This is a genomic window from Pseudomonas sp. AN-B15, assembly GCF_019056475.1.
GTDB classification, from domain to species: domain Bacteria; phylum Pseudomonadota; class Gammaproteobacteria; order Pseudomonadales; family Pseudomonadaceae; genus Aquipseudomonas; species Aquipseudomonas parakoreensis.
On sequence record NZ_CP049737.1, the window covers coordinates 5,295,212 to 5,321,602 of the forward strand.

Genomic DNA, 26,391 nt, shown 5'->3' on the forward strand with positions numbered 1-26,391 from the left:
GCTGGTAACAAAATCAGCAATCCGCCCTGGGTCAAATTTCAATCGGCAGGGTGGGTCAATTTTCCATCAGCGCCAACACACTAAGCAACCATCAGAAAATTTTGACTGTACGCCAAAAAATTCGCATCTACCAGCATCTAAACAGGCGTTGTTGATTATCATAAAACACTGACACTGTATTATATAATCGTGCTTTTGTGTTATTTTTTTAATATTTACTGATTACGTACTTGCTTAACCACTCAGTTGCGCTAGAATTAATAGACGCGAAATTTAAATCTCTAATTTTCCAACACTTAGTAAAACCTCGTTTGCCATCCCACTACCATTGTAGGAGCAAATCAGGAGACATAAAAAATTAGCGGTAGCGTGCCTGGCCCTCTAGATAAGTATTGGAGACTGTAATGAAGTTTGAAAAGTCACAGACAGCAATCGACCACCTGACTCCCGAGCAACACCGAATTACCCAGGAGGCGGGCACCGAAAGGCCCTTCACGGGCGAGTACAACGACAACAAGGAGCCTGGCATCTACGTCGACATAGTGTCGGGAGAGCCACTGTTCGCTTCGACGGACAAGTTCGATTCGGGTACTGGCTGGCCCAGCTTCACCAAGCCGATCGTTTCGGCAAACGTGAACGAGGTGCGGGACAGCGCACACGGCATGGTCCGGACGGAGGTCAGGTCAGTACACGCAGACAGTCATCTCGGCCATGTGTTCCCCGATGGTCCTTCCGACCGCGGCGGTCTGCGGTACTGCATCAACTCAGCGTCCCTTCGCTTCATCCCGCGCGACGAGATGGAGTCCGAGGGATACGGTGAATATCTCGATCAAGTAGAGGAGGCTTAACATGCATCAGCGCGCTGTTCTCGCAGGAGGATGTTTCTGGGGCATGCAGGATCTGATCCGCAAGCGGCCCGGCATCATCTCGACCCGTGTGGGTTACACGGGCGGCGATATTCCGAACGCCACGTATCGTAATCACGGCACGCATGCCGAGGGGATCGAGATTGTCTTCGACCCGACAGTGACGAGCTACCGGAACATCCTGGAATTCTTCTTCCAGATCCACGATCCGACGACGCTGAACCGCCAGGGCAATGATCGTGGGCTCTCCTACCGGTCGGGCATCTATTATGTCGACGAGGAGCAGAAGCGCGTCGCCGAGGATACGATCGCCGATGTGGATGCCTCGGGGCTGTGGGATGGCAAAGTGGTGACCGAGGTCCAGCCGGTCGGCGAGTTCTGGGAGGCCGAGCCCGATCACCAGGATTATCTGGAGAAGCGCCCGGGCGGCTACACCTGCCACTTCGTCCGTCCCGGCTGGGTGCTTCCGAAGCGCCAAAAGGTTGACGACGTACAGCCAGCGGCCGGGACCGCGGCGGAATAGGCTTCACTGCCGTTGCCACTGCGCCGATCCGGTCCGCAATCTTCGTGACCGCGTCGTTCAGCGACGCGGTCATCGAACCCTACTTCAGAGTGACGGCTCGTTCCAGTCAGTCGCCATCGCAACACCAGGATCGCAGATTTATGCCAGACCTCTCGTCCTTTCCGATCACGCAGCGCTGGCCGGCATCTCATCCCGATCGCCTGCAACTCTACGCAGCCCCTACGCCCAATGGCGTCAAGGTCTCGATCATGCTTGAGGAGACTGGCCTGGCGTACGAGCCCCACCTGATCGACATCTCGAACAACGAGTCGAAGGATCCGGCGTTCGTGTCGCTGAACCCGAACGGACGCATACCGGCGATCATCGATCCGGCTGGCCCTGACGGTAGACCCATCGCCTTATGGGAATCCGGTGCGATCCTCCTCTATCTGGCCGACAAGACGGGTCAGTTCATCTCCACCGAACCAGGCCAGCGTTACGAGACCCTAGCGTGGGTGTTCTTTCAGATGTCGGCCATCGGGCCGATGTTCGGTCAGCTCGGCTTCTTCCTGCGATTTGGCGGCAAGGACTATGAGGACAAGCGGCCGCAACAGCGCTTTATCGACGAATCCACGCGTCTGCTGGGGATTCTGGATCGCCGGCTGGAAGGCCGCGACTGGATCGTCGACGACTATTCGATCGCGGACATCGCGACGCTCGGCTGGGTGAATGCGCTGGTGGAATTCTACGCTGCGGGTGACATCCTTGGCCTCAGCAGCTTTTCGAACGTCCGCGCATGGCTTGGACGCGGGCTGGCTCGACCGGCCGTCCAGCGTGGCCTCCACATTCCCGCGAGGCCAGCATGAGCATCATCGCCGCCTATTATTACAACGAAGGCAAGCGAGTTCGCGAAATCGCGCTCGATGAGCACGTCAAGTTGGGCGAGAGTCGCTCGGGCTTCTGCTGGATCGCGCTTAGCGAACCCACCCCCGAGGAACTACTCGCGATCCAAAGGACATATAATCTTCATCCGTTGGCGATCGACAACGCGATGCACCCGCTGTGCCCGCCCAAGCTCGAGGTCTACAACGATGAGTTGTACGTCGTCGCGCAGACCGCCGAGCTGGTCGGCGACCGGATCAGCTACGGCAAGATGGCGATCTTCACCGGTCACAATCACCTTATCACCGTGCGGCACGGCAATGCCGGAGCGCTGGGCAAACTTCGGGAGCAACTCGAGGCATCGCCGACGCAGTTCGGCAAGGGTGTCGACTATGTGCTGCACGCGATCTTGCATCGCGTGGTCGACCAGTATCTGCCCATCTTCGAAATGATCGAGGACGACGTCCTGGCGATGGAGCGACGGTCGCTGCACGATTTCCTCGGGCCAGAAGAGGTGGCGCGAATCTTCGAACTAAGGTCCGAACTCACGCGGTTCCAGCGCACGCTCGGGGCTATGGCCGAGCTGGTGCGAAAGCTCGTTCGCGGCCACTTTCCCTGCATCAGCGCCGAAATGACACCATATTTCCACGACGTCGCGGACCATGTCCACCGCGTGCAGTCCATGGTCGACGGCCTCCTGCTTGTCCTGTCCACGGTCTTTGAGGCCAGCAGCCTTCTTGAAGCGCAAAGGACGGGGGTGATCACCCGCCAGCTGGCGGCTTGGGCGGCAATACTGGCAGTCCCGACGGCGATCGCTGGAATATACGGCATGAACTTTAAGCACATGCCGGAGCTGGACACGGCCTACGGATACTTTGTCGTGCTCGGAGTGATAGCGATATCGTGCGTTTTCCTATTTGTGCGCTTCAAGAAGGCTAAGTGGCTGTGAATACTGCCCATCGTTTTCTTCGCCGTCATCTGACGGTTACAGCGGGCCTTATACGGAAGCTTGTCCAATCCAACTCAAGATGAAGGTGCGTCCATGACATAGCAGCTGACCGACGCTCTACAAGCAGTTCAGTCCTTCATCGCCAAGGGCTAAGACCGCGAATAGCGCGTCAAGGACTGCGGATTCCACGGTCATCTGGCCACCCATTCCATGAGCATCTGACCACCGATTCCACGGTGATCCGGCCACCCATTCCACGCGCATCCGGCCACTGATTCCACGGCCATCCGGCCACTCAACCGGGCAGGCAGTAACGCAGGATTTCTTCACTACCATCGACCTCTTTTTCGAAGCAGAGAGGTCGTCGTGGAGCGTTTATCCATGCGTAAGATTCGCGAAGTACTACGTCTCAAGTTCGAGGTCGGACTATCGGCTCGCCAGATTGCGGTCAGCGTGCAGGTCGGTCGTGTCACCGTCGGCGACTACCTCAATCGTTTTGCCGCCAGCGGTCTCAGTTGGCCCTGTTCGTTGTCCGATGCCGAGTTGGAGCAGCAACTGTTCCCGCCGGCCCCGGCGGTTGCCAGTGAGAAGCGGCCTTTACCCGATTGGGCATGGGTGCATGCCGAACTGCGCCGCCCCGGGGTGACCCTGGCGCTGCTCTGGCAGGAGTACCGCCTGAGCCAGCCTCAGGGCTTTCAGTACAGCTGGTTCTGTGAGCACTACCGAGCCTGGCAGGGCAAGTTGGACGTGGTGATGCGTCAGGAGCACCGCGTCGGCGAGAAGCTGTTCGTCGACTATGCCGGCCAGACGGTGCCGGTTATCGATCGCCACAGCGGCGAGATCCGCCAGGCGCAGGTGTTCGTCGCGGTGCTCGGCGCGTCCAGCTACACCTTCGCCGAAGCCACCTGGTCGCAGCAGCTGCCGGACTGGCTAGGCTCCCATGCCCGCTGCTTCGCCTTCCTCGGCGGCGTGCCGGAGATCGTGGTGCCGGACAACCTGCGCAGCGCGGTGAGCAAGAGTCACCGCTACGAGCCGGACATCAACCCCAGCTACCGCGATCTGGCCGAGCACTATGGCGTGGCGGTGGTGCCGGCGCGGGCACGCAAACCGCGCGACAAGGCCAAGGCCGAAGTCGGCGTGCAGGTGGTCGAGCGTTGGATCCTCGCCGCACTGAGGAATCGGCAGTTCTTCTCCCTGGATGAACTCAACACGGCCATCGCCGGGCTGCTGGAGCGGCTCAACCAACGCCCGTTCAAGAAGCTGCCGGGCTCCCGGCAGTCGGCCTTCGACAGCCTGGATCGTCCGGCGCTGCGCCCCCTGCCGGAGCAACCCTACGTCTACGCCGAGTGGAAGAAGGCGCGGGTGCACATCGACTACCACGTCGAGGTCGATGGGCATTACTACTCGGTGCCGTATCAACTGGTGAAGAAGCAGCTGGAGGTGCGCCTGACGGCGCGCACCGTCGAGTTTTTCCACGCCAACCAGCGAGTGGCCAGCCACCTGCGCTCAATGCACAAGGGCAGGCACAGCACGCAGGCCGAGCACATGCCCAAGAGCCATCGCGAGCATGCCGAGTGGACGCCGCAACGGCTGATCCGCTGGGCCGAGCAGACCGGGCCGAACACCGCCGGCGTGATCCGGCACATCCTCGAACGGCGCATCCATCCGCAGCAGGGCTACCGGGCCTGCCTGGGCATCCTGCGCCTGGGTAAAACCCACGGTGAGGCGCGTCTGGAGTTGGCCTGCCGTCGCGCCATCAGCCTCGGCACGTGCAGCTACAAGAGCCTCGAATCGATCCTGCGCCAGGGGCTGGAAAACCTGCCGCTAGCTCAAACCAACCTGCCGCTGCTGCCGGACGACCACGCCAACCTGCGCGGATCCGCCTACTACCACTGACCCCAAGGAATCCCACCATGCTGCCCCATCCGACCCTGGACAAGCTGCAAACCCTGCGCCTGCACGGCATGCTCAAGGCGCTGAATGAACAACTGAAAACCCCGGACATCGACAGCCTGAGCTTCGAAGAACGCCTCGGCCTGCTGGTCGACCGCGAGCTGACCGAACGCGATGACAAGCGCCTGAGCAGCCGCCTGCGCCAGGCCCGGCTCAAGCACAACGCCTGCCTCGAAGACATCGACTACCGCAGCCCGCGCGGACTGGATAAGGCGCTGATCTTGCAACTGAGCAGTGGTCAGTGGCTGCGCGACGGCCTCAACCTGATCATCGGCGGCCCCACCGGTGTCGGTAAAACCTGGCTGGCCTGCGCCCTGGCCCACCAGGCCTGCCGGGAGGGCTACAGCGTGCGCTACCTGCGCCTGCCACGTTTGCTGGAAGAACTGGGTCTGGCCCATGGCGACGGCCGCTTCGCCAAGCTGATGAGCAGCTACGCCAAGACCGACCTGCTGATCCTCGACGACTGGGGCCTGGCCCCGTTCACCGGCGAGCAACGGCGCGACATGCTGGAGCTACTGGACGACCGTTACGGCCAGCGCTCGACCATCGTCACCAGCCAGATGCCGGTGGACAACTGGCACGAACTGATCGGCGATCCGACCCTGGCCGATGCCATCCTCGACCGCCTGGTGCACAACGCTTATCGGATCAATCTGAAGGGTGAATCAATGCGCAAACGGACGCAGAAATTGACGACGCCAGCCAACCCGGACTAACAATGCCACCCCTGCGTCGCTGCGCTCCGACTGCCTGTCCGAATGAGCGTGGAACAGGTGTCCGGATCAGCGTGGGCTGAGTGTCCGAATGGCGTGGAATCCGCAGCGATAGGCCAGGTTCAGATGCACCTCCTCGCACAACCGCCGCTCGGAACGGGCCGTAGCAGTAACCACCCACCAGCATGCGCACCACCAATTCCAGGTCAATCTGACGGGCGTCCGATGGGGCTTTAGAAATCGGCCAGGTGGGCGCGCAGGTCGTTGAGATCCAGGCGCTGGTCAATGCTGCGCAAGAGGTGTTGGGGCGGGACGTGCTCTTCCAGATTGAACGAGTAGAACAGCCGCTGCTGTCCTACCGGTAACTGCCCCGTCATGCTGCCTACCCCCATGCTTGCTGACGGCGTGATTTTGACGACGACACGGGGCGACAGCCATTTTTTCAACAGAATCGGCCAGAAGCGGTCATTGACCAGTCGTAGTAATAGATCGACTGCACTACGATTGTGTCAAACAACTAAGGCTGCTCAGGGAGCGGCAGGCCAGAAAAGCATGCATATTTCTAAATTGACGCTGGTCAACTACCGAAACTTTAAGAATACGACCCTTCAGTTTCACAAGGGCGTGAACACCATCATCGGCGAGAATGGCTCAGGTAAGTCGAACATACTGCGAGCGATCCGCCTTCTTCTAGACGACACAATGGTGCGCGCGGCTTACCGCTTGGATGAATCGGATTTCAGCCGCTCACTCGGTCAATGGCAGGGCCATTGGATCATCATCAGCATGGAATTCGAGGAGATCAGCACCGACGAATCAGTGCAGGCACTGTTCCTACACGGCACTGCCACGCTGGAAGATACGCCACTTCGCAAGGCGACTTATAACCTGATTTTCCGGCCCAAGAAAGAAATCCGGTTGAAGCTGGCTGACCTTGATCTTTTTGACGCTGACCAGCTCGCAGAGATCCGCGACACGATTACGATCGACGACTACGAAACGATTTTCACGGGGCGGAGCTGGGCTGACTTTAGCGATCCCGATGTGTACAAGGCCTTCGTTGGCGACTTCGATCTGTGTTGCTTCAACTCGGAGACGGAATTCCCGGACATCGGATCGAAGGTGCCCGGATTCCTCTCCGTTACCAAAGAGGTATCGCTGACTTTCATTCAAGCACTGCGTGACGTTGTTGCCGAGTTTCATAACAACCGTACCAACCCTTTGCTTACCCTGCTCAAGAGCAAAAGTGGGGAGATCAACCCCGCCACGATGCAACCGATTACTGAGTTGGTTCGCGAACTCAATACATCTATCGAGGATCTGGATGATGTGCAGTCGGTTCGCAACCATATTCGCGAGACCATCAAGGACGCTGCGGGCGAAACCTACTCGCCGGCGTCACTTTCGATCAAATCTGATTTGCCCGAGGATGCCGATAAGCTTTTCCAGTCTCTACGGCTTTTCGTGGGCGAATCAGAAGAAGGGTACGAGGGTGCCATTCATGAATTGAGCCTGGGAGGGGCCAACCTCATCTACCTGACGCTCAAGCTTCTGGAGTTCAAGTACCAGCGCGAAAAACTGGCCATGGCCAACTTCCTACTAATCGAGGAGCCGGAAGCGCACATCCATACCCACATCCAAAAAACCCTGTTCGACCGTATCGCATATAGCGATGCGCAGATCATTTACACCACCCATTCCACTCACATCTCCGAAGTGAGCAATGTCAGTAACGTCAACATTCTGGGACGTCACGGCTCCTTCTGTGAGGCCTACCAGCCAGCTGCAGGCCTTGAGCCCGTCCAGGTCACCAGCATCCAGCGTTATCTTGATGCGGTACGTAGCAATCTACTCTTCGCCAAGAGTGTGATTCTCGTCGAAGGTGATGTGGAAGAAATCCTGATACCGATACTCGTCAAGCAGGTGCTGGGATTAAGCGTTGATGAACTGGGCATTAGCGTCATTAACATCCGCAGTACGGGCTTCAAAAATGTTGCAGTCCTGTTCCACGACCTGCGCATCCGAAAGCGGTGCGCTATCGTCACCGACCTCGATCAGGCCTTTTTCGACATCACACCACTACCCACCGATGCCCCTCCTACGGTAGCGAAAAAAGCCAAAGCGGCCGGTTCGCAGAAGTCAGGCTTGGAGCGAAAAGCTGATCTGGATGGGTTCATTACCGGCAACCCTTGGCTTGCGGCCTTCTACGCCAAACATACCTTCGAGGTCGACTTTGTCTCTGCCGGCAACCATGAGGCAGTTGTTCAGACTGTCCCGAAAGTCTACACGGACGATGCAACGATCAAGCAAGCCAAGGCGGAGCTCCAATCCGGAGAGTTAGGGCAAATGGGAAGCCGAACGCTGACGATGGCCAAGCAAGAGGGCAAGGGATGGTTCGCCATATTGCTTGCCGAGTATCTCACCACTCAGATTCAGATCCCTGCCTACATCTTGCAAGCTATTCATTTTGCACACGGCCCCTTCTCCCACTCCCTGATTGGCAGAATCCTCCAGCATCGCGCCGAATGCCTGTTCAGTTCCTGGCCTTCGTTCGCTACCCAGAAGAAGGATTTCCTGCTTGAGGTAGAGCGCTTTCAGCGAAACGAGATCAACCTGCAGGCCCTCAAAACAGCAGCCTTACTCATGATACCGGGGGACGCCATCAATGACTTTCTAGCGGAGATGACGTGATGTTCACCTGGGATCCCCAAGATCTTAATAGTGAGCAATCAGCGGCCGTCGTAGAGCCCTCGAGTGTTTTCCTGATTGCATGCCCTGGCAGCGGCAAGACGCGAACCCTGACCTACAAAATTGCCTACGAGCTGTCTCGACGCACTGACAAGCGGATCGTTGTAGCCATTACCTACACTCATCGCGCTGCCGATGAGATCCAAGAGCGTATCGAGGACCTAGGGATCGACACCTCCGGGCTATGGATCGGCACGATCCATGCTTTCTGCCTGGAGTGGATCATCAAGCCCTACGGCATTTACAGCCCCGCGCTCGCCCACGGCTACCGCGTCATCGACACACATGATCGCGAACTCCTGCTGGGAAGACTTTGCGAGCCATATCGAGGTGTCACCCACTGGGATTGCGATTACTACGTTACCGAAGCGGGGTATCACCTTGGCTGTCCTGACACTCGAAAGCACGACGCAATACACAAGGTGCTAGCGGAGTACTTTAAAGAACTTACAGCGAGTCGACAGATCGACTTCGAGCAGATTCTGTGGCATGCCCATACCCTGATGCGAGATCAGGTGCACATCGCAGTTCTGCTCTCTCGAGTGTTTTCCCATGTTCTCGTGGATGAGTATCAGGACACCAAAAAGATCCAGTACAGCCTTGTGACGTCCATACTTCGCGCAGGCCGTGGGCAGACTAAGGCGTTCATCGTTGGCGACCCGAACCAAGCTATCTACGGCTCACTTGGTGGGTACGCGATGCCAGTGGCAGATTTTCGCGCCCAGGCTGGGATTCCGATTAAGGAAATGGCACTCAGCCGTAACTATCGATCCAGCGAGCGAATCATTAGCTACTTCTCGAATTTCAACGTGCATGCGACAAGTATCAAAAGCGCGGGCAAACATGCCGCGTTTCCCAGCCTGGTGACCTACAACCAGGAAGTAGCACATAGCGATGTGCATGACGAGCTGGTCAGATTGATTCAGTTGAGTCTCGCCGCCGGCAATTCACCCGAAAATATCTGCGTCCTAGGACCATGGTGGATTCTGCTGGCCTCGACAACTCGCAAGCTGGTGACGATGCTACCTGACCAGCAATTCGATGGTCCGGGCCTAGTTCCTTTTAGCAACGACCCTGATAACTTCTGGTTCAAGGTCTCCAAGATCTTGCTGACAGAGTCCTCTCCGAATCTGCTCGCTCGACGAATGCGCTGGGCAAATGACGTGATCAAAGACCTCGACGATTTCGGCGTCGACACCACACGACTGACGCCACGCATGCTGTTGCGGGAGTGCAACGCACTCGAAATCGATGAATCGGATGGACTCCGTTACCTGAACCAGGCCTTCACCGACCTATTCGAGCGTCTCAACATCCCCCAAGAAAGCTTTCTTCCACTCCCGTCACTCCGGGAGGCTTTCTTCAGAAGCTCGGCAGCGAGAATTGAGAGGTTGCAGAGCGCTGGGGCGAGCTACATCAATCAAGTGTCATTCTTCAAGAAAGTGTTCCGTGAGCGGACCGGCATAACGGTTTCCACCATCCATGGGGTCAAGGGGGCCGAGTTCGACGTTGTCATCGCCTTTGGCCTGTTGGAAGGCATGGTGCCGCACTTCAATGAAGCGAATGGGCACGTTGCCGCGAGCAAGCTCCTCTATGTATTGAGCTCACGTGCTCGCAAACATCTTCACTTGATCTCAGAGACGGGACGACCGCGAGGACGGTATGGGGTCTATTCCCCGACCGAGTCACTCGCGGCTTGCCACTTCATCTACGACTCGAACTAGGATCACTAGTCGACTTGGCCTCTAAGGGGGTCGACTGCGTTACCGTGAGAGACCTACATCCGCTTCTGGCCATCTTTTGCCTGATGCAACTGACCGCTGCGGGTCGCTCCCTGCCAGTCAGGGCACATGAAGCGTTCCGATCAGATTCGATGCAAATGACTGGTCAGGTCGAGTGCAAATGGGTGGGCAAGTCGGTGCAATTATCCAGGCAGATAAGGCTTCATACCATGTTGACGAGAAGCCGCCTCTCCCCGCGGACATTTCAGGAGCAATACCATGACGATGGCCCATGAGCGCACCCGTAGCGTTGTTCAAACACGGGACTTCCTACAGGAGCTGGCTAGGGACACGAGCCTTCCTGAAAACGTACGGTACCAAGCAAATAATCTACTTCGGCATTACCCGACAGCAGAAGCCGTCTGGTTGGCTGGCCGAGTGGAAGAGCGATCCAAGCAAGAGCTTTCCCTATTGGCCGACAAGCATGGACCTCTACATCCGGTGTTAGTCAGCTGGCTGTTAAATGATCCGATGTTTTCTGATAACGGAACTAGCTGAGTCAGACCAAATGGGGGGCACTAGTACATTGCTTTACGTTGACCATGGTGAGCTTGTGAGGGCAAGCGGCGATCACCAGTCCATCAAATGTGATGAAGCTCTCTTTTTTTGACAAGAATTAAGATTTTTCGTGCATTTAGTAATTCGTGAAATTCGTCGAAGATCAGCAGACCGACACCTTCCAGCGCCGGATCATCCTGCAGACGCCGGGTGAGAATGCCTTCGGTGACCACTTCGATGCGGGTGTCGGGGCCGACCTTGCTGTCGAGACGGATGCGATAGCCGACGGTTTCGCCCACCTTCTCACCCAGTTCGCTGGCCAGACGTTCTGCGGCTGCACGCGCGGCGAGACGGCGTGGTTCGAGCATCAGAATGGTCTGCCCGGCCAGCCAGACCTCATTGAGCAAGGCCAAAGGCACGCGGGTTGTTTTACCGGCGCCGGGCGGTGCTTCGAGCACGGCTTCGTGGCGTGTCGCCAACGCGTCACGCAGGGCGGGTAAAACTTCATCGATCGGCAAAGAAATCATGCTGGCTCCCAAACAGAGCCGCGAGTATAACGGCGAACTGCCGGGCGTTTGTCAGGGTCTTAATTTCAAATGACGACGCTTCGTTTTCAAATGACTCAGGAGATTTTCCATGCGCTTACCTTCTCGCCTGATCGGCGGTGTACTGGTCGCCACCCTGCTCACTCAACTCACGGCCTGCGGTTCGATTTTCTATCCGGATCGTCGCGGTCAGATCGACGGCAAGATCGACCCGGCGATTGCCGTACTCGACGCCGTCGGCCTGCTGTTCTACGTCATTCCCGGGCTGATCGCTTTCGCGGTCGACTTCACCACGGGCGCGATCTATTTCGAACCGGGCCATACGGCGCAGGTCGATCCGGCGAAACTCAAACAAGCGATCGGCCCGGACGGCCAGGTCGATAACCTCAAGTTGCAGGCTATTCTCGAAACTGAACTGGGCCGCAACCTGCCGCTGGACGATCCACGCCTGATCCAGCACAAGGGCAGCACCCAGCAACTGGCGATGTTCGGCCTGCAACCCGCCGCCTGATCCATAAGGAATTTCTGCACTCATGACCACCAGCCCCGAACACGCCCGCCTGCTGCGGCTGGCAACCCGCGCCTCGGTAGCGGTGGCCTGCACGCTGATCATCGCCAAAGCCATCGCCTGGTGGCTGAGCGGTTCGGTGAGCATGCTCGCCGGCCTCACCGACTCGGCGCTGGATGGCGTCACTTCGCTGCTCAATCTGCTGGCGGTGCATTACGCACTGCGCCCGGCCGATGACGATCACCGTTACGGCCACGGCAAGGCTGAATCGCTGGCGGGCATGGCGCAGGCGCTGTTCATCGGTGGCAGTGCGGTGCTGATTGCGTTTCAGGCGTATGAGCGCATCAAGCAACCGGAGCCGCTGGGCGCTCCGTGGCTGAGCATCGGTGTGATCGTTTTCTCGCTGTTGCTGACTGCGGCGTTGCTGACGCTGCAACACCGGGTGATCAAACAGACCGGCTCCAACGCCGTGCGCGCCGACTCGCTGCACTACCGCTCGGACATGCTGCTCAACGGCAGCATTCTGATCGCACTGGTTCTCGCCGGCATGGGCTTTCATCAGCTCGATGCGTGGTTCGGTCTGGGGATTGCCGGGTACATTTTGTGGAGTGCGATCCAGATCGCCCGGGAAAGTTTTTCGGTGCTGATGGATGAGGAGCTGCCGACCGATGTCAGCCAGCACATGCTCGAACTGGCCTGCGGCGTACCCGGCGTGTTGGGCGCGCATGATTTGCGCACGCGGATTTCGGGTAACCACTGGTTCGTGCAATTGCATCTGGAGTTGCCGGGAGAGCTGACGTTGTCAGTGGCCCACGGCATCAGCGATCAGGCGGCGGATGCGATTCACGCCGCCTACCCGCGAGCCGAGGTGCTGGTGCACGCCGACCCGCAGGAAGTGGTCAAAACTGAACGGGCGCAGACCCGACTTCAGTAAGACACCTGATAACCGCGACTGCTCAGGCAATTGCCCTGAGCCTGGCGGTAGGCCTGCACCACTTCGGGCGCCGGTTGGTATGTCGCGGTACGTGGATCGAAACCGCTTTGCTGCACCGCGTACTGGTAGCACTGGTAACCGTCCTGCTGCACCTGTTCCGGCGACTGACCGTTAGCGGGATACGCCTCGACGTCATAACCCTGGGATTGCGGCTGCGGCGGTTGCTGCACCGGTGGCTCGACCACGACGTAATCCTGGGTGGCTTCCTGATACGCATAGTAGGAACCGGCAGCGAGGAACAGCAGCGCACCGCCGATCCACACTTCACGGGCGTAGTCCGGCAGGTACTGAATACGAATCCCGCGTGGCGGCTGCACGACGATGTAGCGCGGGCCTTGCGGGCGATACCAGTAGCCGCCGGAATAGAAGTAATCCTGACCGCGATACGGCACGCGATATTCACGATCCGGGAAGCGGTCGATCACATGCCCCGGGCGATATTGCGGGCCAGGGCCCCAACCGTTGCCATGCCCGTCCGGGCGACCCGGCCAGCGATTGTCATTGGGCCGGTTGCCGGTTTGCCATTGCTGGTTGTGGTAGCCATTCTGCGGACGCTCGTCGCGGTAGTAGCCCTGACGCGGCTCCTGAGTCTGGCGCACGGTGTCGGGACGTGGCTGGATCGGCAGGTTGTTCGCCGGTGGCGCCTGATGAACCGGTGCAGGCTGATTGGGTGCGCGGTTCTGGTTCTGCCATTGGCCGTTATTGTGCGGCTGGCCGTTGTGCTCGAATTGACGGCTGTTGTCGCCGCGAATGATGTCGCTGTTCTGCGGCCGCGGCGGATTTTGCGGCGGCGGATTGTTTTGCCCATGGGGCTGACGCTCACCGCCATGCCCCTGATTGCCCTGATGCTCACCGCCGTGCCCGTTATTTTCGGGGCCACGATTCTGTGGCTCGTCGGCCAGTGCTTGGGCACCGACGCTCACACACAGCAAACCAACACCGGCCAGACGCCAGATGCGCGACTTCATGCTTTTCCTCACTGCGGGTATTAAGAGGGCTTGTAGCTAAGACCGGGAATACGCACACCGGGTTCTGCGACAGGTTATCAGTCACGAAACTTATTTATTGAGGAAGGCTGTGCATCGAGGCACAAAAATCGCAGACAAGAAAAAGGGAGACCCGTCGGCCTCCCTTTAGAGAACTTCGTCCTGGCTCGACGCTTTTGACGTCGGCTCACCTCACGCCGTCTTCTGGACAGTGTGCAGCTCGGGGGCCGGCACATCCCCGGTGGGGGTGGCGGCCGCGGCGGGCCTGATTGGGCGGGCCGCAGTGGACTGTGTTACCGAGCAGTGATTCTGGTGATAAGAATAGGCCGCAACGCGCGACAGATGATTGCGAAGATTGCTCAAATAAACACCGCTTGCGCAATTTTTAACCCTGGATAGATAATCCGCCGCAATAGTTACAACCAAGGACTGATTCATGAGCAAACTCGACCGTTACGACCTGAGTATTTTGGCGGAATTGCAGCGCGACGCCCGCATCTCCAACCAGGAACTGGCCGAGCGCATCGGTCTGTCGCCCTCGCCCTGCTCGCGCCGGGTCAAACAACTGGAGGATGACGGCTATATTTCGCGCCAGGTCGCCCTGCTCGATCGCAAGATGCTCGGCCTGAGCCTGACCGCCTACGTGCTGATCGGCATGGACCGGCACACCCCGGAACGTTTCGAGAACTTCGAAGCAGCGATCCGCACCTTGCCGCAAGTGCTGGAATGCAGCCTGGTGACGGGCGTGGATGCCGACTATCAGTTGAAAGTGGTGGTGCCGGACATGGATCACTATCAGAAGCTGCTGCTGGGACACCTGACCCGGATTGAAGGGGTGACCAGCGTGCGTTCGAGCTTTGTGCTGAATCAGGTGCTCAACAGCACCGAACTGCCGCTGACTCATCTGCGCAGCTAACCCGCACTCCCCTGTAGGAGCTGCCGAAGGCTCGGGCCGCGATCGGACGATCTTTTGATTTTGCTTTTCAAGATCAAGATCAAAAGATCGCAGCCTTCGGCAGCTCCTACAGGGGGGCCGCGTGGTAGAGGTGCGGCACACCGACGCAGATCAATGCGTCCCCAGCCACCCCAGGCGTATAATCGCCCAGCCCTTTCAGCCCTGTGCGCGCCGGAGATGCCCGATGGATCCTGCAGTATTCGAAGAGTGGATGATGACTGGCCTGGTCAGCATCCTGATCATTTTCATGGGTTTCATCGTCTGGGATCTGGCGAAGAAGTCCAAGGCCGGGCGCTTCGGCTCGTTCATTCTGTTCTTCGTGCTGGGTCTGGGCGTGGCCGCGTTCATCATCAAGAGTGTGGTGATCGGCCTGATCGAATCCGGCGCTCTATAACCGCGCCGGCACTTCCTTCCACTGGCCCTGATCGAGCCCTTCAAGCGTCCAGTCGCCAATCCGCACCCGCACCAGCCGCAACGTCGGCAGCCCCACCGCGGCAGTCATCCGCCGTACCTGACGGTTGCGTCCTTCACGAATCACCAACTCCAGCCAACGGGTCGGCACGCTTTTGCGAAAGCGTACCGGCGGATTGCGTGGCCACAGTTCAGGCTCATCCAGTTGCCGTGCCTCGGCGGGCATAGTCATACCGTCGTTCAGCTCGACACCGTCGCGCAGGCGCTGCAGTTGTTCAGCCGTCGGCTCGCCTTCGACCTGCACCCAGTACGTCTTCGGCAACTTGTGTTTCGGGTCGGCGATCCGCGCCTGCAACTGACCGTCATTGGTCAGCAGCAACAAACCTTCACTGTCGCGATCCAGACGTCCGGCCGGATAAATGCCCGGCACATCGATGAAATCCTTGAGCGTCGCCCGCCCGCCTTCGTCACTGAACTGCGTCAGCACATCGAACGGTTTGTTGAACAGGATCAGCTTCGGCTCGGCCGGCGGCGCCTTGGCGACACGACGTGGCGCTGAGGGGGAAGGCTTCGCGCCAGGGCGGCGGGAAGGAGGACGCGGGGGACGGGACATGGCGAAAAGAACATCTGACGGTCAGGGCTGCTAATGCTAGTGCCCCGACCGCTAAATGACCACGACTAACCGTTAACGGAACGGCGGCTCGTCGAAGCTGCGCAGTTTGCGCGAGTGCAGCGAGTTGAGTTCGGTGCGCAGCAGATCCACCGCCGCGATGCCGATCTTCAAGTGCTGGCTGACCGCGCGCTCGTAGAACGCGTTGGCCGAACCCGGCAGCTTGATTTCACTGTGCAGCGGTTTGTCCGAGACGCACAGCAACGTGCCGTAAGGCACCCGCAGGCGATAGCCCTGGGCGGCGATGGTGCCGCTTTCCATGTCCACTGCCACGGCGCGGGACAGGTTGATCAACGGACGTTCCTGCGCCCAGCGCAGTTCCCAGTTACGGTCATCGTAGGTCAGCACGGTGCCGGTGCGCAGACGCTTTTTCAGTTCCTCGCCCTTCTCGCCGGTGATATTGGCCGCGGCTTGTTGCAGCGCCAGTTGCACTTCGGCCAGCGCCGGAATCGGAATGTTCGGTGGCACCACGCGATCGAGAATCCCGTCGCGACGCATGTAGGCGTGTGCCAGCACGTAGTCGCCGATGGTCTGCGACTGACGCAGGCCGCCGCAGTGGCCGATCATCAGCCAGCAATGCGGACGCAGCACCGCCAGGTGGTCGGTGATGTTCTTGGCGTTGGACGGGCCGACGCCGATGTTGACCAGGGTCACGCCATGGCCGTCGTTGGCGATCAGGTGATAGGCCGGCATCTGGTAGCGGTGCCAGACCACGCCAGCGGCAATCGCCGAGGCTTCGCCGTGATCCATGCCCTTCTCGATGATCACATTGCCCGGCAGGACCATACGCACGAAACGCGGGTCTTTGCGCAGTTGCTCCAGGCCATGGACGATGAACTGGTCGACGTAGCGATGGTAGTTGGTCAGCAGAATCCACGGCTGCACATGGCGCCAGTCACTGCCGGTGTAGTGCACCAGGCGACGCAGCGAGAAGTCGACGCGCGCGGCGTCAAACAGCGCCAGTGGCAGCGGATCGGTGTTTTCCCAGTCATAGAGGCCGTCGGCGATGCCATCGGTGGCGGCGGACAGGTCGGTACTCGGAAACACCCGCGCCAGCACCGCAGCGGTGACGCCGGAGCCGGCCAGCTCATCGCCCTGCTCGACCACGTACGGGTACGGAATGTTCTGCTGACTGACGCCGACTTCCACGGTCACGGTGAAGTCGTGCATCAACGGCACCAGTTGTTCCAGCAGGTATTTGCGGAACGCCTTGGGGTGGGTGACGGTGACGCTGTAAGTGCCCGGCAGTTGCACCTTGGCGTAGGCGCGGGTGGTCTGCGGGACTTCGCCCTGACACAGGTAGGTCAGACGCAGTTCGGGATAACGAAACAGAGCACGCTGTTCGGCGTCAGGCTCGACGCGATCCTTGAGGTAACGCTTGAGCGCCGAGTTCAGCGCAGTGGTGGCCCGCTCATGCAGCTCGGCCAGACGATCCACGGCTTGCTCGGCGGTTTGAACGACAATAAACGCTTCGGTCACGATCAGCTTCCTGTGTTCTGACTTGCAGAGCTTCATCTTGCCTGCATCGTGGTCTCACGGGAACAGTGGCGTTGTGGCTGTACCCAAATCTTTCAAACAAAGCGAATCCCAGTGGGAGCTGGCTTGCCAGCGATGAGGCCGGCACATTCGATATCAATGTTGACTGACAGGTCGCCATCGCTGGCAAGCCAGCTCCCACAGGGTTTTGCAGTGTTCGAGGGACCGGGGTCAGAAACCCTGCGGGGTTGAGCGGGCGACGATGGCTTCGACATCAAGCCCCCGCGGCAATGCACCGTAGACCCGGCCGCCACCGTTCAGACGGCTGGCAATAAACGCATCACTGACCGCCGCATTCCCCGCCTCCAGCAACAACTTGGCTTGCAACCCCAGCGCTATATCTTCAGTCAGTTGCCGCGCGCGGTATTGAATATCGCTGGTGTCCTTGAACTGCGCCTGCAACTGCTGGATATGCGCGGCCAGACGCTTGTCGCCATGGCCGTTGCCCAACTCGCTGAACAGCACATCGAGCACACCTGGCTCTTTCGACAGTGCACGCAGCACGTCGAGGCACTGCACGTTGCCCGAGCCTTCCCACGTCGAGTTGACCGGTGCTTCGCGATACAGCCGCGGCAAAATGCTCTCCTCGACATACCCGGCGCCGCCCATGCACTCGGCGGCCTCGTTGATCATTCCGGGGGCGCGTTTGCAGATCCAGTATTTGCCCACCGCCGTCACCAGCCGGGCAAATTGCGCTTCGTGGCGGTCATCCAGATGATCCAGCGCCTTGCCCATGCGCAGGCTCAGCGCCAGTGCGGCCTCGCTTTCCAGCGCCAGATCGGCCAACACGTTCTGCATCAACGGTTGCTCGCTGAGCAGTTTGCCGCCGACCGAACGGTGCGCGCAGTGATGGCTGGCCTGAGTCAGCGCCTGACGCATCAGCGAGCTGGAGCCGACCATGCAATCGAAACGGGTCATCGCCACCATCTCGATGATGGTTGGTACGCCGCGCCCCTCCTCGCCGACCATCCATGCCAGCGCGCCGCGAAACTCCACTTCACTGGAGGCGTTGGACTGGTTGCCGAGTTTGTTTTTCAGGCGCTGGATGTAGAACTGGTTGCGCGTGTCGTCCGGACGATGGCGCGGCAGCAGGAAGCAGGTCAGTCCCTTGTCGGTTTGCGCCAGGGTCAGAAACGCATCGCACATCGGCGCCGAGCAGAACCACTTGTGCCCGACCAGTTCATAGGCCTGGCCCGGACCACTGGCGCCCACCGGATAGGCCTTGGTGGTATTGGCCCGCACATCGGTGCCGCCCTGTTTCTCGGTCATCGCCATGCCGATGGTCACGCCGGCCTTGTGCGCCATACCGACGTTGCGCGGGTCGTACTCGGTAGCGAGGATTTTCGGCAGCCACTGCCCGGCCAGATCCGGCTGCAAACGCAGGGCCGGGACGCTGGCGAACGTCATGGTCAACGGGCAGCCGCTACCGGCCTCGGCCTGGCTGTGCAGATAGGTCATCGAGGCGCGGGCAACATGCGCGCCGTCCTGCGGATGAGTCCAGGGTGACAAGGTCAGGCCATGTTCGATCGCGGTGCGCATCAGCTCATGATAGGCCGGATGAAATTCCACCAGATCAATGCGATGGCCGTACCGGTCATGGCTGACGAATACCGGTTTGTTCTGATTGGCGAGGAACCCGGCTGTCATCAGCGGTCCGCCGGCCAGCGCACCGTAGGCATCGATCCGCGACTCGGCCCAACCGGCGCCAAAGCGGCGCGACCACTCCTGCAATGGCAGGTCGATGCGGTACAGGTTGGCACCGTCCAGCGACGGTGGCTGGTTGGTGACTTCGTGGGTTTCGGCGAACTGATGCAGGTTCATGACGGGGCTCCTTTGGTCAGCCAAGGGATTCAGTTAAGCACCGGCCCGTGGCTGATCAAAGTGTCATATGCGCCGAACTGTCGGCGCTTTCACCCTGTTACGCGCTGAGCACCCGACGCTCCAGCGCCGCTTGCAGGTCTTCGAATTTCACCGGTTTGTTCAGGTAATCGATGCGCGTACCCGGCGCGCAATGCTCGCGATCCGTGCCCTGCGCCAGCATGAACACCGGCAGACTGGCGCAGCCGGGCAACGCATGAATCTGGCAGCACAGCGACGCCCCTTCGTGGGAGGGCAACTGGCAATCGATCAGCACCGCATCGAAGTTTTCCCGTTGCAGGCAATCGAGTGCCGCCGCGCCGTTGTCCGCCGTGCGCACGCGGAAACCGAGCTTGAGCAGCATGCCGCGCATCACCAGTTGATTGACGCTGTTGTCGTCGACCAGCAATACCGTGCAGTCCTGCGGCGCACGGATCCGCTCCTGCAGCGGAGCCGGGTTCGGCACCGCTTCGACCGCCGGCAGTTCGAATTCGACGTCCAGCTGAAAACGGCTGCCACGCCCGGGTTCGGAACGATGGGTGAGCTTGCCGCCGAGCAACTCCACCAGTTGCCGACAGATCGCCAGCCCCACGCCCAGGCCGCCGTATTCGCGGGTCATCGAACCGTCGAGCTGGAAGAAGCGCTGATACAGCGTCGCCTCGCCCAGATCGGTGAAACCGATGCCGGTGTCGATCACCGCAAACGACAACGCCAAGCGGTTGTCCGCCGTCGGCTTGCCGGTCACCCGCAGCGCCAGACCACCGACCCGGGTGAACTTGATCGCATTGTCCAGCAGGCACTCCAGGCACTGCGCCAGTTTTGCACTGTCGCCGTGCAAGCGATCCGGCAGGGTCGGCAGCACCTCGACCTTGAAGTCCAGCGACTTGCTCGCCGCGTTGCCGTCGAACTGCACGCGCAGGGCCTCGACCACCGCGCGCAGGCTGAAGCTGCCCGGCGTCGCTTTCAGCTTGCCGGCCTGCAATTCGGTGAGGGTGAGGATGCCGTTGACCATGCGCATCATGTCCCGCGCAGAGCCGGCGGCGGTTTGCTGGTATTGCTCCAGTTCAGGCTCCAGCTCGACGGTCTGCATCAGTTCCAGCGAACCGATCACGCCGTTCATCGGCGTGCGCAATTCGTGAGTGAGGGTCGCGAGGAATTCATCCTTGAGCTTGTTGCTGTGCGCCAGTTGCTGGTTGAGCACTTCGAGTTTCTGCCCGGCATCGAACAGGGTCTGCGCCTGTTGCTCGCGCATCGCGTTGATGCGGTCGGCCAGCGCCAGCGACAGCAGCGCGACTTCGATCGCCGAGCCGATCTGACTGGCGTACATGGTCAGGAACACGTTCGGCAGCAAGCCGAGCACCATCAAGGTATTGACGATGCCACCGAGCAGGAACGCCGACCAGGCAATGATGAAATAACGCGCCACCCGCAAGCCGCGCCACCAGGCGAGGATCCCGGCAGCGAAAATCACCACGGTGAACACCAGCGCCAACAGGGTCGCCAGGCGCAACGACAGCGCATAGCTGGTCATCAGCGACAGCCCGACCACCAGTGCACCGAACGCAATCAAAGCGATCAGCAGATAGTCGAGCCAGCGGCTGTGGGTTCTGGTCTGCAGGAAACTGCGGGCGAACTGGCTGCCGAACAGCCCGGCGCAACCGATGAAAAACGGCGTGGCGGCGTTGGCCCACCACGGATTGTCCGGCCAGAAATACTCGACCGCCGCGCCATTCACCGACAGTTGATAGAGGCCGAACGAGGCGATGTAGAAGATGTAATAAAGGTAGCTGGTGTCGCGCACGCTCAGGTAGATGAACAGGTTGTAGACCAGCATCCCCAGCAGCACACCATAAATAATCCCCAGCACATACAGGCGCACTGGCTGGTCTTCGAGGTAAGCCGTGCTCGACCATAACGTTACTGGGGCCTGGATCGAGCCTTCACTGGCCAGACGCAGGTACACGGTTTTTTGCTGGTCAGGGGCGAAGGTCAGGTCGAACAGGTAATTGTTCTGCCGGATCTCGCGGCTGGCGAACGGCAAAGCGTCGCCGGTTTGCCGGATCAACCGGTAGTCGCCATTGGCATCGGCCATATAAAGGTCGAGGTGATCGAGCGGCGGATACGCCAGCTCCAGCAGCCAGGTGCGCTGCGCGGCCGGATTGTTCGGACGGTAATGCAGGTCGATCTTCAGCCAGAACGCCGAGCGCGAGTAACCGGCATTGAGCGTGGCTTTGTCGTGGGGTTTGAAATTGCCCGCCGCCGCTTGAGCGCGAACGTCGGCGATGTTCGCCTGACCGCTCGGGTCTTCGAACACCTGCAAGGAGCGGCCCAGCGGGAGGCTCTGGGTATTTTCGTCGAACTCGACGGCGCTTGCGAGAAGGGGCAAGCAGAACAGCAACATCAGCAAATAGCGCATTGAAGCCCCAGCGTGGCTCGTCCGGTTGTGTCAGGAAGCCCCCCATTCCCTTTGAGTAGACGTAAAACCGGTATTACCTGTTATTGGTTTGGATCCAGACTAGCATAGCCGTTGATGGCCATTGAGCACCATCGAAATTTTTCCTGCAAAGGCTCTAGAACGGGCGTTTCAGAGCAAAGCTGCGGACTAGAGCTGTTGAGTTGGTCAACTCGCTACAACGGCGCATGTTGTGCATACCTCTGTGGCGAGGGGATTTATCCCCGATGGGTCGCGAAGCGGCCCCAAACCATGCAACCAGATTCTTTCAGACACGATTCGTAAAATGGATTTGCGACTGCTTCGCAGCGCATCGGGGATAAGTCCCCTCGCCACCATTGCTACCCGACTAATGGCCGCAATGTGTCAGACAATCTCTAGCCAAACACCGTCAGGACTGAACCCCAAAATCAGGTTTGGTGGTAAGCTCGCGCACCATGAATATCTACAGCTCCCGCCCCGTTGTCCTCTGTCTCTCCGGCCACGACCCCAGTGGTGGCGCCGGCTTGCAGGCAGATATCGAAGCCCTGCTCGCGCAGGGTTGCCATGCGGCTCCGGCCGTCACCGCCCTGACCGTGCAAGACACCGTCAACGTCACTGACTTCCGCGTCCTCGACCGTGAGTGGGTACTGGCCCAGGCCAATGCCGTGCTCAACGACTCCGAAGTCGCTGCGGTCAAACTGGGCATGCTCGGTTCGCTGGAAATGGTCGACACCGTGGTCGAACTGCTTTCTGCGAACCCGCATCTGCCGGTGGTTTGCGACCCGGTGCTGCGTGCCGGCGGCGGCGGACGTCTGGGCAAGGACGAGGTCGGCTATGCGATGCGCGAGCGTCTGCTGCCGCTGTCGATCATTGCCACCCCCAACCTTCCCGAAGCGCGGATTCTCGCCGAACTGCCCGAAGGCACTGCGGATGAGTGCGCGGAAAAACTCCTGCCGTTCGTCAAAAACCTGCTGATCACCGGCGGCCATGGCGACGAAACTGAAATCCACAATCGCCTGTACGGCCGTGACGGCCTGCGTGACACCTTCTATTGCCAGCGTCTGCCAGGCAGCTATCACGGTTCCGGTTGTACCCTGGCCAGCGCTATCGCCGGTCGTCTGGCCCAGGGCGAACATCTCGCCAGTGCCGTACGCACGGCACTGGATTACACCTGGCGCACCCTGCGCGATGCCGAACAATTGGGCAAAGGCCAGTTCGTGCCGCGTCGTCTGCCGCTGGATTTTTGCTCGTAACGTCGTGAGGTCTGCCTGATGAAACTACGTGGCCTGTACGCCATCACCGACAGCCAATTGCTGGCGGGCAAGTTTCTGTCGTACGTGGAGGCGGCGCTGGAAGGCGGCGTCACCCTGCTGCAATACCGCGACAAAAGCAGCGACGAGGCCCGCCGTCTGCGCGAGGCCGAAGCCCTGCGTGACCTGTGCGAACGCTACAAGACGCAGTTGATCATCAACGATGACGCCGAACTGGCCGCGCGCCTGAACGTCGGCGTGCACCTGGGACAGACCGACGGCCCGCTGTCGCCGACCCGCGCCTTGCTCGGCTCCAAAGCCATCATCGGGTCGACCTGCCATGCGCAGCTCGAACTGGCTGAACAGGCCGCCAAGGAAGGCGCGAGTTATGTCGCCTTCGGTCGCTTCTTCAATTCCAGCACCAAACCCGGCGCGCCAAGCTGCAGCCTCGATCTGCTCGACGAGGCCAAGCGCAAGCTGCATCTGCCGGTCTGTGCGATTGGCGGCATCACCCTCGACAACGCCGCCCCGCTGGTGGCCCACGGTGTCGACCTGCTGGCGGTGGTCCACGGCTTGTTCGGTGCCCAGAGCACCGCCGAAGTGACCCGCCGCGCCCGCGCCTTCAACGAACTTCTGAAAATCTGATTTGAGAGCCCGAACATGTCTCGTTCCGAAACCCTGTTTGCCAATGCCCAGAAACACATTCCCGGTGGTGTGAACTCGCCGGTGCGCGCGTTCAAGAGCGTGGGCGGCACACCGCTGTTCTTCAAGCACGCCGAAGGCGCCTACGTCACTGACGAAGACGACAAGCGTTATGTGGATTACGTCGGTTCGTGGGGTCCGATGATCCTTGGCCACAGCCACCCGGACGTGCTCGACGCGGTGCGCAATCAACTGCAGCACGGCCTGTCCTACGGCGCGCCGACCGCGATGGAAACCGAAATGGCCGATCTGGTCTGCTCGCTGGTGCCGTCGATGGACATGGTGCGCATGGTCAGCTCCGGCACCGAAGCGACCATGAGCGCAATCCGTCTGGCCCGTGGTTACACCGGTCGTGACAGCATCATCAAGTTCGAAGGCTGCTACCACGGTCACTCCGACAGCCTGCTGGTCAAGGCCGGTTCCGGCGCACTGACTCAAGGCGTGCCGAGCTCCGCCGGTGTACCGGCAGCGTTTGCAAAACACACCTTGACCCTGCCGTTCAACGACATCGACGCGGTTGAGAAGATGCTCGCCGAAGTCGGTCAGGACGTGGCGTGCATCATCGTCGAGCCAGTGGCGGGCAATATGAATTGCGTGCCGCCGGCGCCGGGTTTCCTCGAAGGCCTGCGTGCGCTGTGCGACAAGCATGGCGTGGTACTGATTTTCGACGAAGTGATGACCGGTTTCCGGGTGGCCCTCGGTGGCGCTCAGGCGTACTACGGCGTAACCCCGGATCTGACCACGTTCGGCAAGATCATCGGTGGCGGCATGCCGGTCGGCTGCTTCGGCGGCAAGCGCGAAATCATGCAGCGCATTGCCCCGCTGGGCCCGGTTTATCAGGCCGGCACCCTGTCGGGCAACCCGCTGGCAATGGCTGCCGGTTTGACCACCCTGCGCCTGATCAGCCGTCCGGGCTTCCACGCCGAGTTGACCGATTACACCACGCGCCTGCTCGATGGCCTGCAACAACGCGCCGATGCGGCGGGCATTCCGTTCGTCACCACGCAAGCGGGTGGCATGTTCGGCCTGTACTTCAGCGGTGCCGACGACATCGTCACTTTTGAAGACGTGATGGCCAGCGACGCGGCATTGTTCGGTCGCTTCTTCCACCTGATGCTGGAAGGCGGCGTGTACCTCGCACCGAGCGCCTTCGAAGCCGGTTTCACCTCGATCGCCCACGGCGAAGCCGAGCTGAATATCACTCTGGACGCAGCCGAGCGCGCCTTCGCCGCACTGAAGTAATCGCCGTGCCGCTGACGTTGGCCATCGCCAGCGTCAGCTTTTACCTACACCCAAGCCGTTTTTCCCACGCCTCTGCTAAAAATCGGCAAGAAAGTGGCCGATATATTCCCCGCGCAGCAGAAAAACGAGTAAAGACTTTGTAAGGTTGGCCCTGCTTATTTCATAATGCGCGCTTATTGGATCCCTCGATGGGTCCGCGTGCCCTTCAGAGGTAAGTCGATTCCCATGAACCGCACCGGCCGCACCCTTGCCTTGGGCTGCCTGTTGCTCCTTCAGCCCCTGCTCGCGCATGCACAAGCAGGCGGCAACTCGTTGTTGATCCCGGCGATGGGTCGTTGCACCCTCAATACCCAGCCGCAAGACGTCACGCAGGCACTGGCCGCCTGCCAGAAAGCGGCGGACGAAGGGGATGCACAAGCGCAATACGAGTTGGGTGAGTTCTACTACGACGGCAAGAACGCGCCACGCGATCTCAATCAAGCCCTGAGCTATTTCGAAAAGGCCTCGTTGCAAGGCCACGCTCAGGCGCAGTTCAAGCTCGGCACCATGTTCTTCCACGGCGAAGGCGTGCAGGCCAACAACATTCAGGCGTACATCGTGCTGAAGATGGCCGCGGTCAACGGCGCCGAAGATGCGCTGGACACCGCTGACGAAGTCTCCGAAAAAATGTCCCGCGAAGACCTCGAAACCGCGACCCAGGTGCTGGGGCAAATTTTCCGTAAATACCTGATGGAACTGCAGAACGCCGATGGGCGCACGCCGTTCTCGCCATTGCCATAAGACTTTTTGTGGCGAGGGGATTTATCCCCGATGGGTTGCGTAGCAGCCCCAAAACCCTGCAATCAAGTTCCTTCTGACATACCTTGCTGAATGGACTTGCGACTGCTTCGCAGTCGATCGGGGATAAATCCCCTCGCCACAAATCATTTCAAATCCCGATCCGGGCTTACTTCTCAGGCATCGGCATCGGAAACGGCATCACATTGCCGACCGCACCGCGGGCTTCGCTGATTTTCGGGGTGCCCAGACGTTCCACCTCGTCGATGCGCACGATCGAATGCATCGGCACAAAGCTGCGCACCACGCCTTCGAACTGCGCCTTGAGCTTCTCTTCGCTCGGATCGACCACCACTTGCGTGCGCTCGCCAAAGACGAACTCTTCCACTTCCAGAAAACCCCACAGATCACTTTGATAGATCTGTTTGGCGTACATTTCGAACACCTGGCCCTGGTTGAGGAAAATCACCTTATAGATTGGAGCTTCGCGTTTGGTCATGGCGGGGGGATAACATCGGGGATAAAAATGAGGGCGCAAACTATAGCATAGCCACCGGACGCGCAGCGGTAGGAACCTGAGGGCTTGTTCCCTATAATGCCGGGTTCTTTGAATCACGTGACGACCCTACTCC

General features: G+C 59.8%; 23 protein-coding genes and 2 pseudogenes. 17 read left to right on the forward strand and 8 right to left on the reverse strand.

Annotated features, from left to right (window positions below; genetic code table 11):
• Positions 1–404: 404 nt before the first annotated feature.
• The 6 genes from msrB (at position 405) to istB (ending at position 5,868) form a co-directional block, all read left to right on the forward strand.
• Positions 405–848, forward strand: a complete 444-nt coding sequence (msrB, locus tag GTQ41_RS23965; protein WP_003464965.1) for a peptide-methionine (R)-S-oxide reductase MsrB — start codon at positions 405–407, stop codon at positions 846–848.
• Between the two features lies 1 nt (position 849).
• Complete coding sequence (gene msrA / locus GTQ41_RS23970) at positions 850–1,389, forward strand: peptide-methionine (S)-S-oxide reductase MsrA (RefSeq protein WP_003464967.1); 540 nt, start codon at positions 850–852, stop codon at positions 1,387–1,389.
• 140 nt (positions 1,390–1,529) lie between these two features.
• The gene (locus tag GTQ41_RS23975) at positions 1,530–2,234 is read left to right on the forward strand and encodes a glutathione S-transferase N-terminal domain-containing protein (RefSeq protein WP_003464969.1); all 705 of its coding nucleotides are present in this window, start codon (positions 1,530–1,532) and stop codon (positions 2,232–2,234) included.
• Positions 2,231–3,199: a magnesium and cobalt transport protein CorA gene (locus GTQ41_RS23980; RefSeq protein ID WP_003464971.1), complete on the forward strand. Its 969-nt coding sequence runs from the start codon at positions 2,231–2,233 to the stop codon at positions 3,197–3,199. The genes GTQ41_RS23975 and GTQ41_RS23980 overlap by 4 nt, the downstream gene beginning before the upstream one ends.
• Before the next feature lie 381 nt (positions 3,200–3,580).
• Positions 3,581–5,095, forward strand: a complete 1,515-nt coding sequence (gene istA, locus GTQ41_RS23985) for an IS21 family transposase (protein ID WP_146537839.1) — start codon at positions 3,581–3,583, stop codon at positions 5,093–5,095.
• 17 nt (positions 5,096–5,112) lie between these two features.
• On the forward strand, positions 5,113–5,868 hold the full coding sequence (gene istB / locus GTQ41_RS23990; RefSeq protein WP_019437637.1) for an IS21-like element ISPpu7 family helper ATPase IstB: 756 nt from the start codon (positions 5,113–5,115) through the stop codon (positions 5,866–5,868).
• Positions 5,869–5,973: 105 nt separating this feature from the next.
• Here istB and GTQ41_RS23995 read toward each other — a convergent pair.
• Positions 5,974–6,242, reverse strand: a pseudogene (locus tag GTQ41_RS23995) (transposase); the annotation flags it as partial.
• 175 nt (positions 6,243–6,417) lie between these two features.
• On the opposite strand from GTQ41_RS23995, the gene GTQ41_RS24000 reads away from it, so the two are divergent.
• The 3 genes from GTQ41_RS24000 to GTQ41_RS28715 all read left to right on the forward strand — a co-directional run bounded on the left by GTQ41_RS24000 (position 6,418) and on the right by GTQ41_RS28715 (position 10,892).
• The gene (locus GTQ41_RS24000; protein WP_059392769.1) at positions 6,418–8,556 is read left to right on the forward strand and encodes an AAA family ATPase; all 2,139 of its coding nucleotides are present in this window, start codon (positions 6,418–6,420) and stop codon (positions 8,554–8,556) included.
• Positions 8,556–10,337, forward strand: coding sequence for a UvrD-helicase domain-containing protein (locus tag GTQ41_RS24005; RefSeq protein ID WP_023113869.1), 1,782 nt, complete (start codon positions 8,556–8,558; stop codon positions 10,335–10,337). The genes GTQ41_RS24000 and GTQ41_RS24005 overlap by 1 nt, the downstream gene beginning before the upstream one ends.
• A gap of 282 nt (positions 10,338–10,619) precedes the next feature.
• Complete coding sequence (locus tag GTQ41_RS28715; protein ID WP_312911415.1) at positions 10,620–10,892, forward strand: BPSL0761 family protein; 273 nt, start codon at positions 10,620–10,622, stop codon at positions 10,890–10,892.
• 143 nt (positions 10,893–11,035) lie between these two features.
• Here GTQ41_RS28715 and GTQ41_RS24010 read toward each other — a convergent pair.
• Positions 11,036–11,419: pseudogene (locus GTQ41_RS24010) on the reverse strand (DEAD/DEAH box helicase); the annotation flags it as partial.
• Between the two features lie 109 nt (positions 11,420–11,528).
• On the opposite strand from GTQ41_RS24010, the gene GTQ41_RS24015 reads away from it, so the two are divergent.
• Complete coding sequence (locus GTQ41_RS24015; protein WP_025108718.1) at positions 11,529–11,948, forward strand: hypothetical protein; 420 nt, start codon at positions 11,529–11,531, stop codon at positions 11,946–11,948.
• 22 nt (positions 11,949–11,970) lie between these two features.
• Complete coding sequence (locus GTQ41_RS24020; RefSeq protein WP_047296776.1) at positions 11,971–12,879, forward strand: cation diffusion facilitator family transporter; 909 nt, start codon at positions 11,971–11,973, stop codon at positions 12,877–12,879.
• Here the strand turns inward: GTQ41_RS24020 and GTQ41_RS24025 are convergent.
• The gene (locus tag GTQ41_RS24025; protein WP_047296778.1) at positions 12,873–13,907 is read right to left on the reverse strand and encodes a DUF6515 family protein; all 1,035 of its coding nucleotides are present in this window, start codon (positions 13,905–13,907) and stop codon (positions 12,873–12,875) included. The genes GTQ41_RS24020 and GTQ41_RS24025 overlap by 7 nt on opposite strands.
• A gap of 454 nt (positions 13,908–14,361) precedes the next feature.
• Here GTQ41_RS24025 and GTQ41_RS24030 point away from each other — a divergent pair, with 454 nt between their 5' ends.
• Both GTQ41_RS24030 and GTQ41_RS24035 read left to right on the forward strand, forming a co-directional pair.
• Positions 14,362–14,841: an Lrp/AsnC family transcriptional regulator gene (locus GTQ41_RS24030; protein WP_007909658.1), complete on the forward strand. Its 480-nt coding sequence runs from the start codon at positions 14,362–14,364 to the stop codon at positions 14,839–14,841.
• Between the two features lie 223 nt (positions 14,842–15,064).
• A complete protein-coding gene (locus tag GTQ41_RS24035) occupies positions 15,065–15,274 on the forward strand; it encodes a DUF2788 domain-containing protein (protein WP_003228500.1) in 210 nt (69 codons plus the stop codon).
• Here the strand turns inward: GTQ41_RS24035 and GTQ41_RS24040 are convergent.
• The 4 genes from GTQ41_RS24040 to GTQ41_RS24055 all read right to left on the reverse strand — a co-directional run bounded on the left by GTQ41_RS24040 (position 15,269) and on the right by GTQ41_RS24055 (position 21,770).
• Positions 15,269–15,904 (reverse strand): pseudouridine synthase, encoded by a 636-nt coding sequence (locus tag GTQ41_RS24040; RefSeq protein WP_047296781.1) that lies wholly within the window; start codon positions 15,902–15,904, stop codon positions 15,269–15,271. The genes GTQ41_RS24035 and GTQ41_RS24040 overlap by 6 nt on opposite strands.
• A 72-nt stretch (positions 15,905–15,976) precedes the next feature.
• Entirely contained in the window at positions 15,977–17,476 is a 1,500-nt protein-coding gene (gene amn, locus GTQ41_RS24045; RefSeq protein WP_196302448.1) for an AMP nucleosidase, read from the reverse strand.
• 192 nt (positions 17,477–17,668) lie between these two features.
• Complete coding sequence (locus GTQ41_RS24050) at positions 17,669–19,318, reverse strand: acyl-CoA dehydrogenase family protein (RefSeq protein ID WP_047296783.1); 1,650 nt, start codon at positions 19,316–19,318, stop codon at positions 17,669–17,671.
• 97 nt (positions 19,319–19,415) lie between these two features.
• A complete protein-coding gene (locus tag GTQ41_RS24055) occupies positions 19,416–21,770 on the reverse strand; it encodes a hybrid sensor histidine kinase/response regulator (RefSeq protein ID WP_047296785.1) in 2,355 nt (784 codons plus the stop codon).
• 473 nt (positions 21,771–22,243) lie between these two features.
• Here GTQ41_RS24055 and GTQ41_RS24060 point away from each other — a divergent pair, with 473 nt between their 5' ends.
• The 4 genes from GTQ41_RS24060 (at position 22,244) to GTQ41_RS24075 (ending at position 25,762) form a co-directional block, all read left to right on the forward strand.
• Complete coding sequence (locus GTQ41_RS24060) at positions 22,244–23,041, forward strand: hydroxymethylpyrimidine/phosphomethylpyrimidine kinase (RefSeq protein ID WP_047296788.1); 798 nt, start codon at positions 22,244–22,246, stop codon at positions 23,039–23,041.
• Positions 23,042–23,059: 18 nt separating this feature from the next.
• Positions 23,060–23,683, forward strand: coding sequence for a thiamine phosphate synthase (thiE, locus tag GTQ41_RS24065; RefSeq protein WP_041065048.1), 624 nt, complete (start codon positions 23,060–23,062; stop codon positions 23,681–23,683).
• Between the two features lie 15 nt (positions 23,684–23,698).
• On the forward strand, positions 23,699–24,982 hold the full coding sequence (gene hemL / locus GTQ41_RS24070) for a glutamate-1-semialdehyde 2,1-aminomutase (protein WP_047296789.1): 1,284 nt from the start codon (positions 23,699–23,701) through the stop codon (positions 24,980–24,982).
• A gap of 225 nt (positions 24,983–25,207) precedes the next feature.
• Positions 25,208–25,762 carry a tetratricopeptide repeat protein gene (locus tag GTQ41_RS24075; RefSeq protein WP_047296791.1) on the forward strand — a complete coding sequence of 185 codons (555 nt, stop codon included), beginning with the start codon at positions 25,208–25,210 and terminating at the stop codon, positions 25,760–25,762.
• A 166-nt stretch (positions 25,763–25,928) separates the two neighbouring features.
• Here the strand turns inward: GTQ41_RS24075 and GTQ41_RS24080 are convergent, their stop codons facing one another.
• Complete coding sequence (locus tag GTQ41_RS24080) at positions 25,929–26,258, reverse strand: DUF1820 family protein (protein ID WP_003185742.1); 330 nt, start codon at positions 26,256–26,258, stop codon at positions 25,929–25,931.
• Positions 26,259–26,391 lie beyond the last annotated feature (133 nt).

Excerpts from the sequence above, each read along its gene's own strand:
- istA (WP_146537839.1), top strand. The coding sequence starts at position 3,581 with ATGCGTAAGATTCGCGAAGTACTACGTCTCAAGTTCGAGGTCGGACTA.
- GTQ41_RS24015 (WP_025108718.1), top strand. The coding sequence starts at position 11,529 with ATGCGCTTACCTTCTCGCCTGATCGGCGGTGTACTGGTCGCCACCCTG.
- GTQ41_RS24020 (WP_047296776.1), top strand. The coding sequence starts at position 11,971 with ATGACCACCAGCCCCGAACACGCCCGCCTGCTGCGGCTGGCAACCCGC.
- GTQ41_RS23975 (WP_003464969.1), top strand. The coding sequence starts at position 1,530 with ATGCCAGACCTCTCGTCCTTTCCGATCACGCAGCGCTGGCCGGCATCT.
- GTQ41_RS24080 (WP_003185742.1), bottom strand. The coding sequence starts at position 26,258 with ATGACCAAACGCGAAGCTCCAATCTATAAGGTGATTTTCCTCAACCAG.
- GTQ41_RS24000 (WP_059392769.1), top strand. The coding sequence starts at position 6,418 with ATGCATATTTCTAAATTGACGCTGGTCAACTACCGAAACTTTAAGAAT.
- GTQ41_RS24030 (WP_007909658.1), top strand. The coding sequence starts at position 14,362 with ATGAGCAAACTCGACCGTTACGACCTGAGTATTTTGGCGGAATTGCAG.
- istB (WP_019437637.1), top strand. The coding sequence starts at position 5,113 with ATGCTGCCCCATCCGACCCTGGACAAGCTGCAAACCCTGCGCCTGCAC.
- thiE (WP_041065048.1), top strand. The coding sequence starts at position 23,060 with ATGAAACTACGTGGCCTGTACGCCATCACCGACAGCCAATTGCTGGCG.
- hemL (WP_047296789.1), top strand. The coding sequence starts at position 23,699 with ATGTCTCGTTCCGAAACCCTGTTTGCCAATGCCCAGAAACACATTCCC.
- GTQ41_RS23980 (WP_003464971.1), top strand. The coding sequence starts at position 2,231 with ATGAGCATCATCGCCGCCTATTATTACAACGAAGGCAAGCGAGTTCGC.
- GTQ41_RS24040 (WP_047296781.1), bottom strand. The coding sequence starts at position 15,904 with ATGTCCCGTCCCCCGCGTCCTCCTTCCCGCCGCCCTGGCGCGAAGCCT.
- GTQ41_RS24060 (WP_047296788.1), top strand. The coding sequence starts at position 22,244 with ATGAATATCTACAGCTCCCGCCCCGTTGTCCTCTGTCTCTCCGGCCAC.
- GTQ41_RS24025 (WP_047296778.1), bottom strand. The coding sequence starts at position 13,907 with ATGAAGTCGCGCATCTGGCGTCTGGCCGGTGTTGGTTTGCTGTGTGTG.
- GTQ41_RS24035 (WP_003228500.1), top strand. The coding sequence starts at position 15,065 with ATGGATCCTGCAGTATTCGAAGAGTGGATGATGACTGGCCTGGTCAGC.
- GTQ41_RS28715 (WP_312911415.1), top strand. The coding sequence starts at position 10,620 with ATGGCCCATGAGCGCACCCGTAGCGTTGTTCAAACACGGGACTTCCTA.
- amn (WP_196302448.1), bottom strand. The coding sequence starts at position 17,476 with ATGAAGCTCTGCAAGTCAGAACACAGGAAGCTGATCGTGACCGAAGCG.
- GTQ41_RS24005 (WP_023113869.1), top strand. The coding sequence starts at position 8,556 with ATGTTCACCTGGGATCCCCAAGATCTTAATAGTGAGCAATCAGCGGCC.
- GTQ41_RS24055 (WP_047296785.1), bottom strand. The coding sequence starts at position 21,770 with ATGCGCTATTTGCTGATGTTGCTGTTCTGCTTGCCCCTTCTCGCAAGC.
- msrA (WP_003464967.1), top strand. The coding sequence starts at position 850 with ATGCATCAGCGCGCTGTTCTCGCAGGAGGATGTTTCTGGGGCATGCAG.
- GTQ41_RS24050 (WP_047296783.1), bottom strand. The coding sequence starts at position 19,318 with ATGAACCTGCATCAGTTCGCCGAAACCCACGAAGTCACCAACCAGCCA.
- GTQ41_RS24075 (WP_047296791.1), top strand. The coding sequence starts at position 25,208 with ATGAACCGCACCGGCCGCACCCTTGCCTTGGGCTGCCTGTTGCTCCTT.
- msrB (WP_003464965.1), top strand. The coding sequence starts at position 405 with ATGAAGTTTGAAAAGTCACAGACAGCAATCGACCACCTGACTCCCGAG.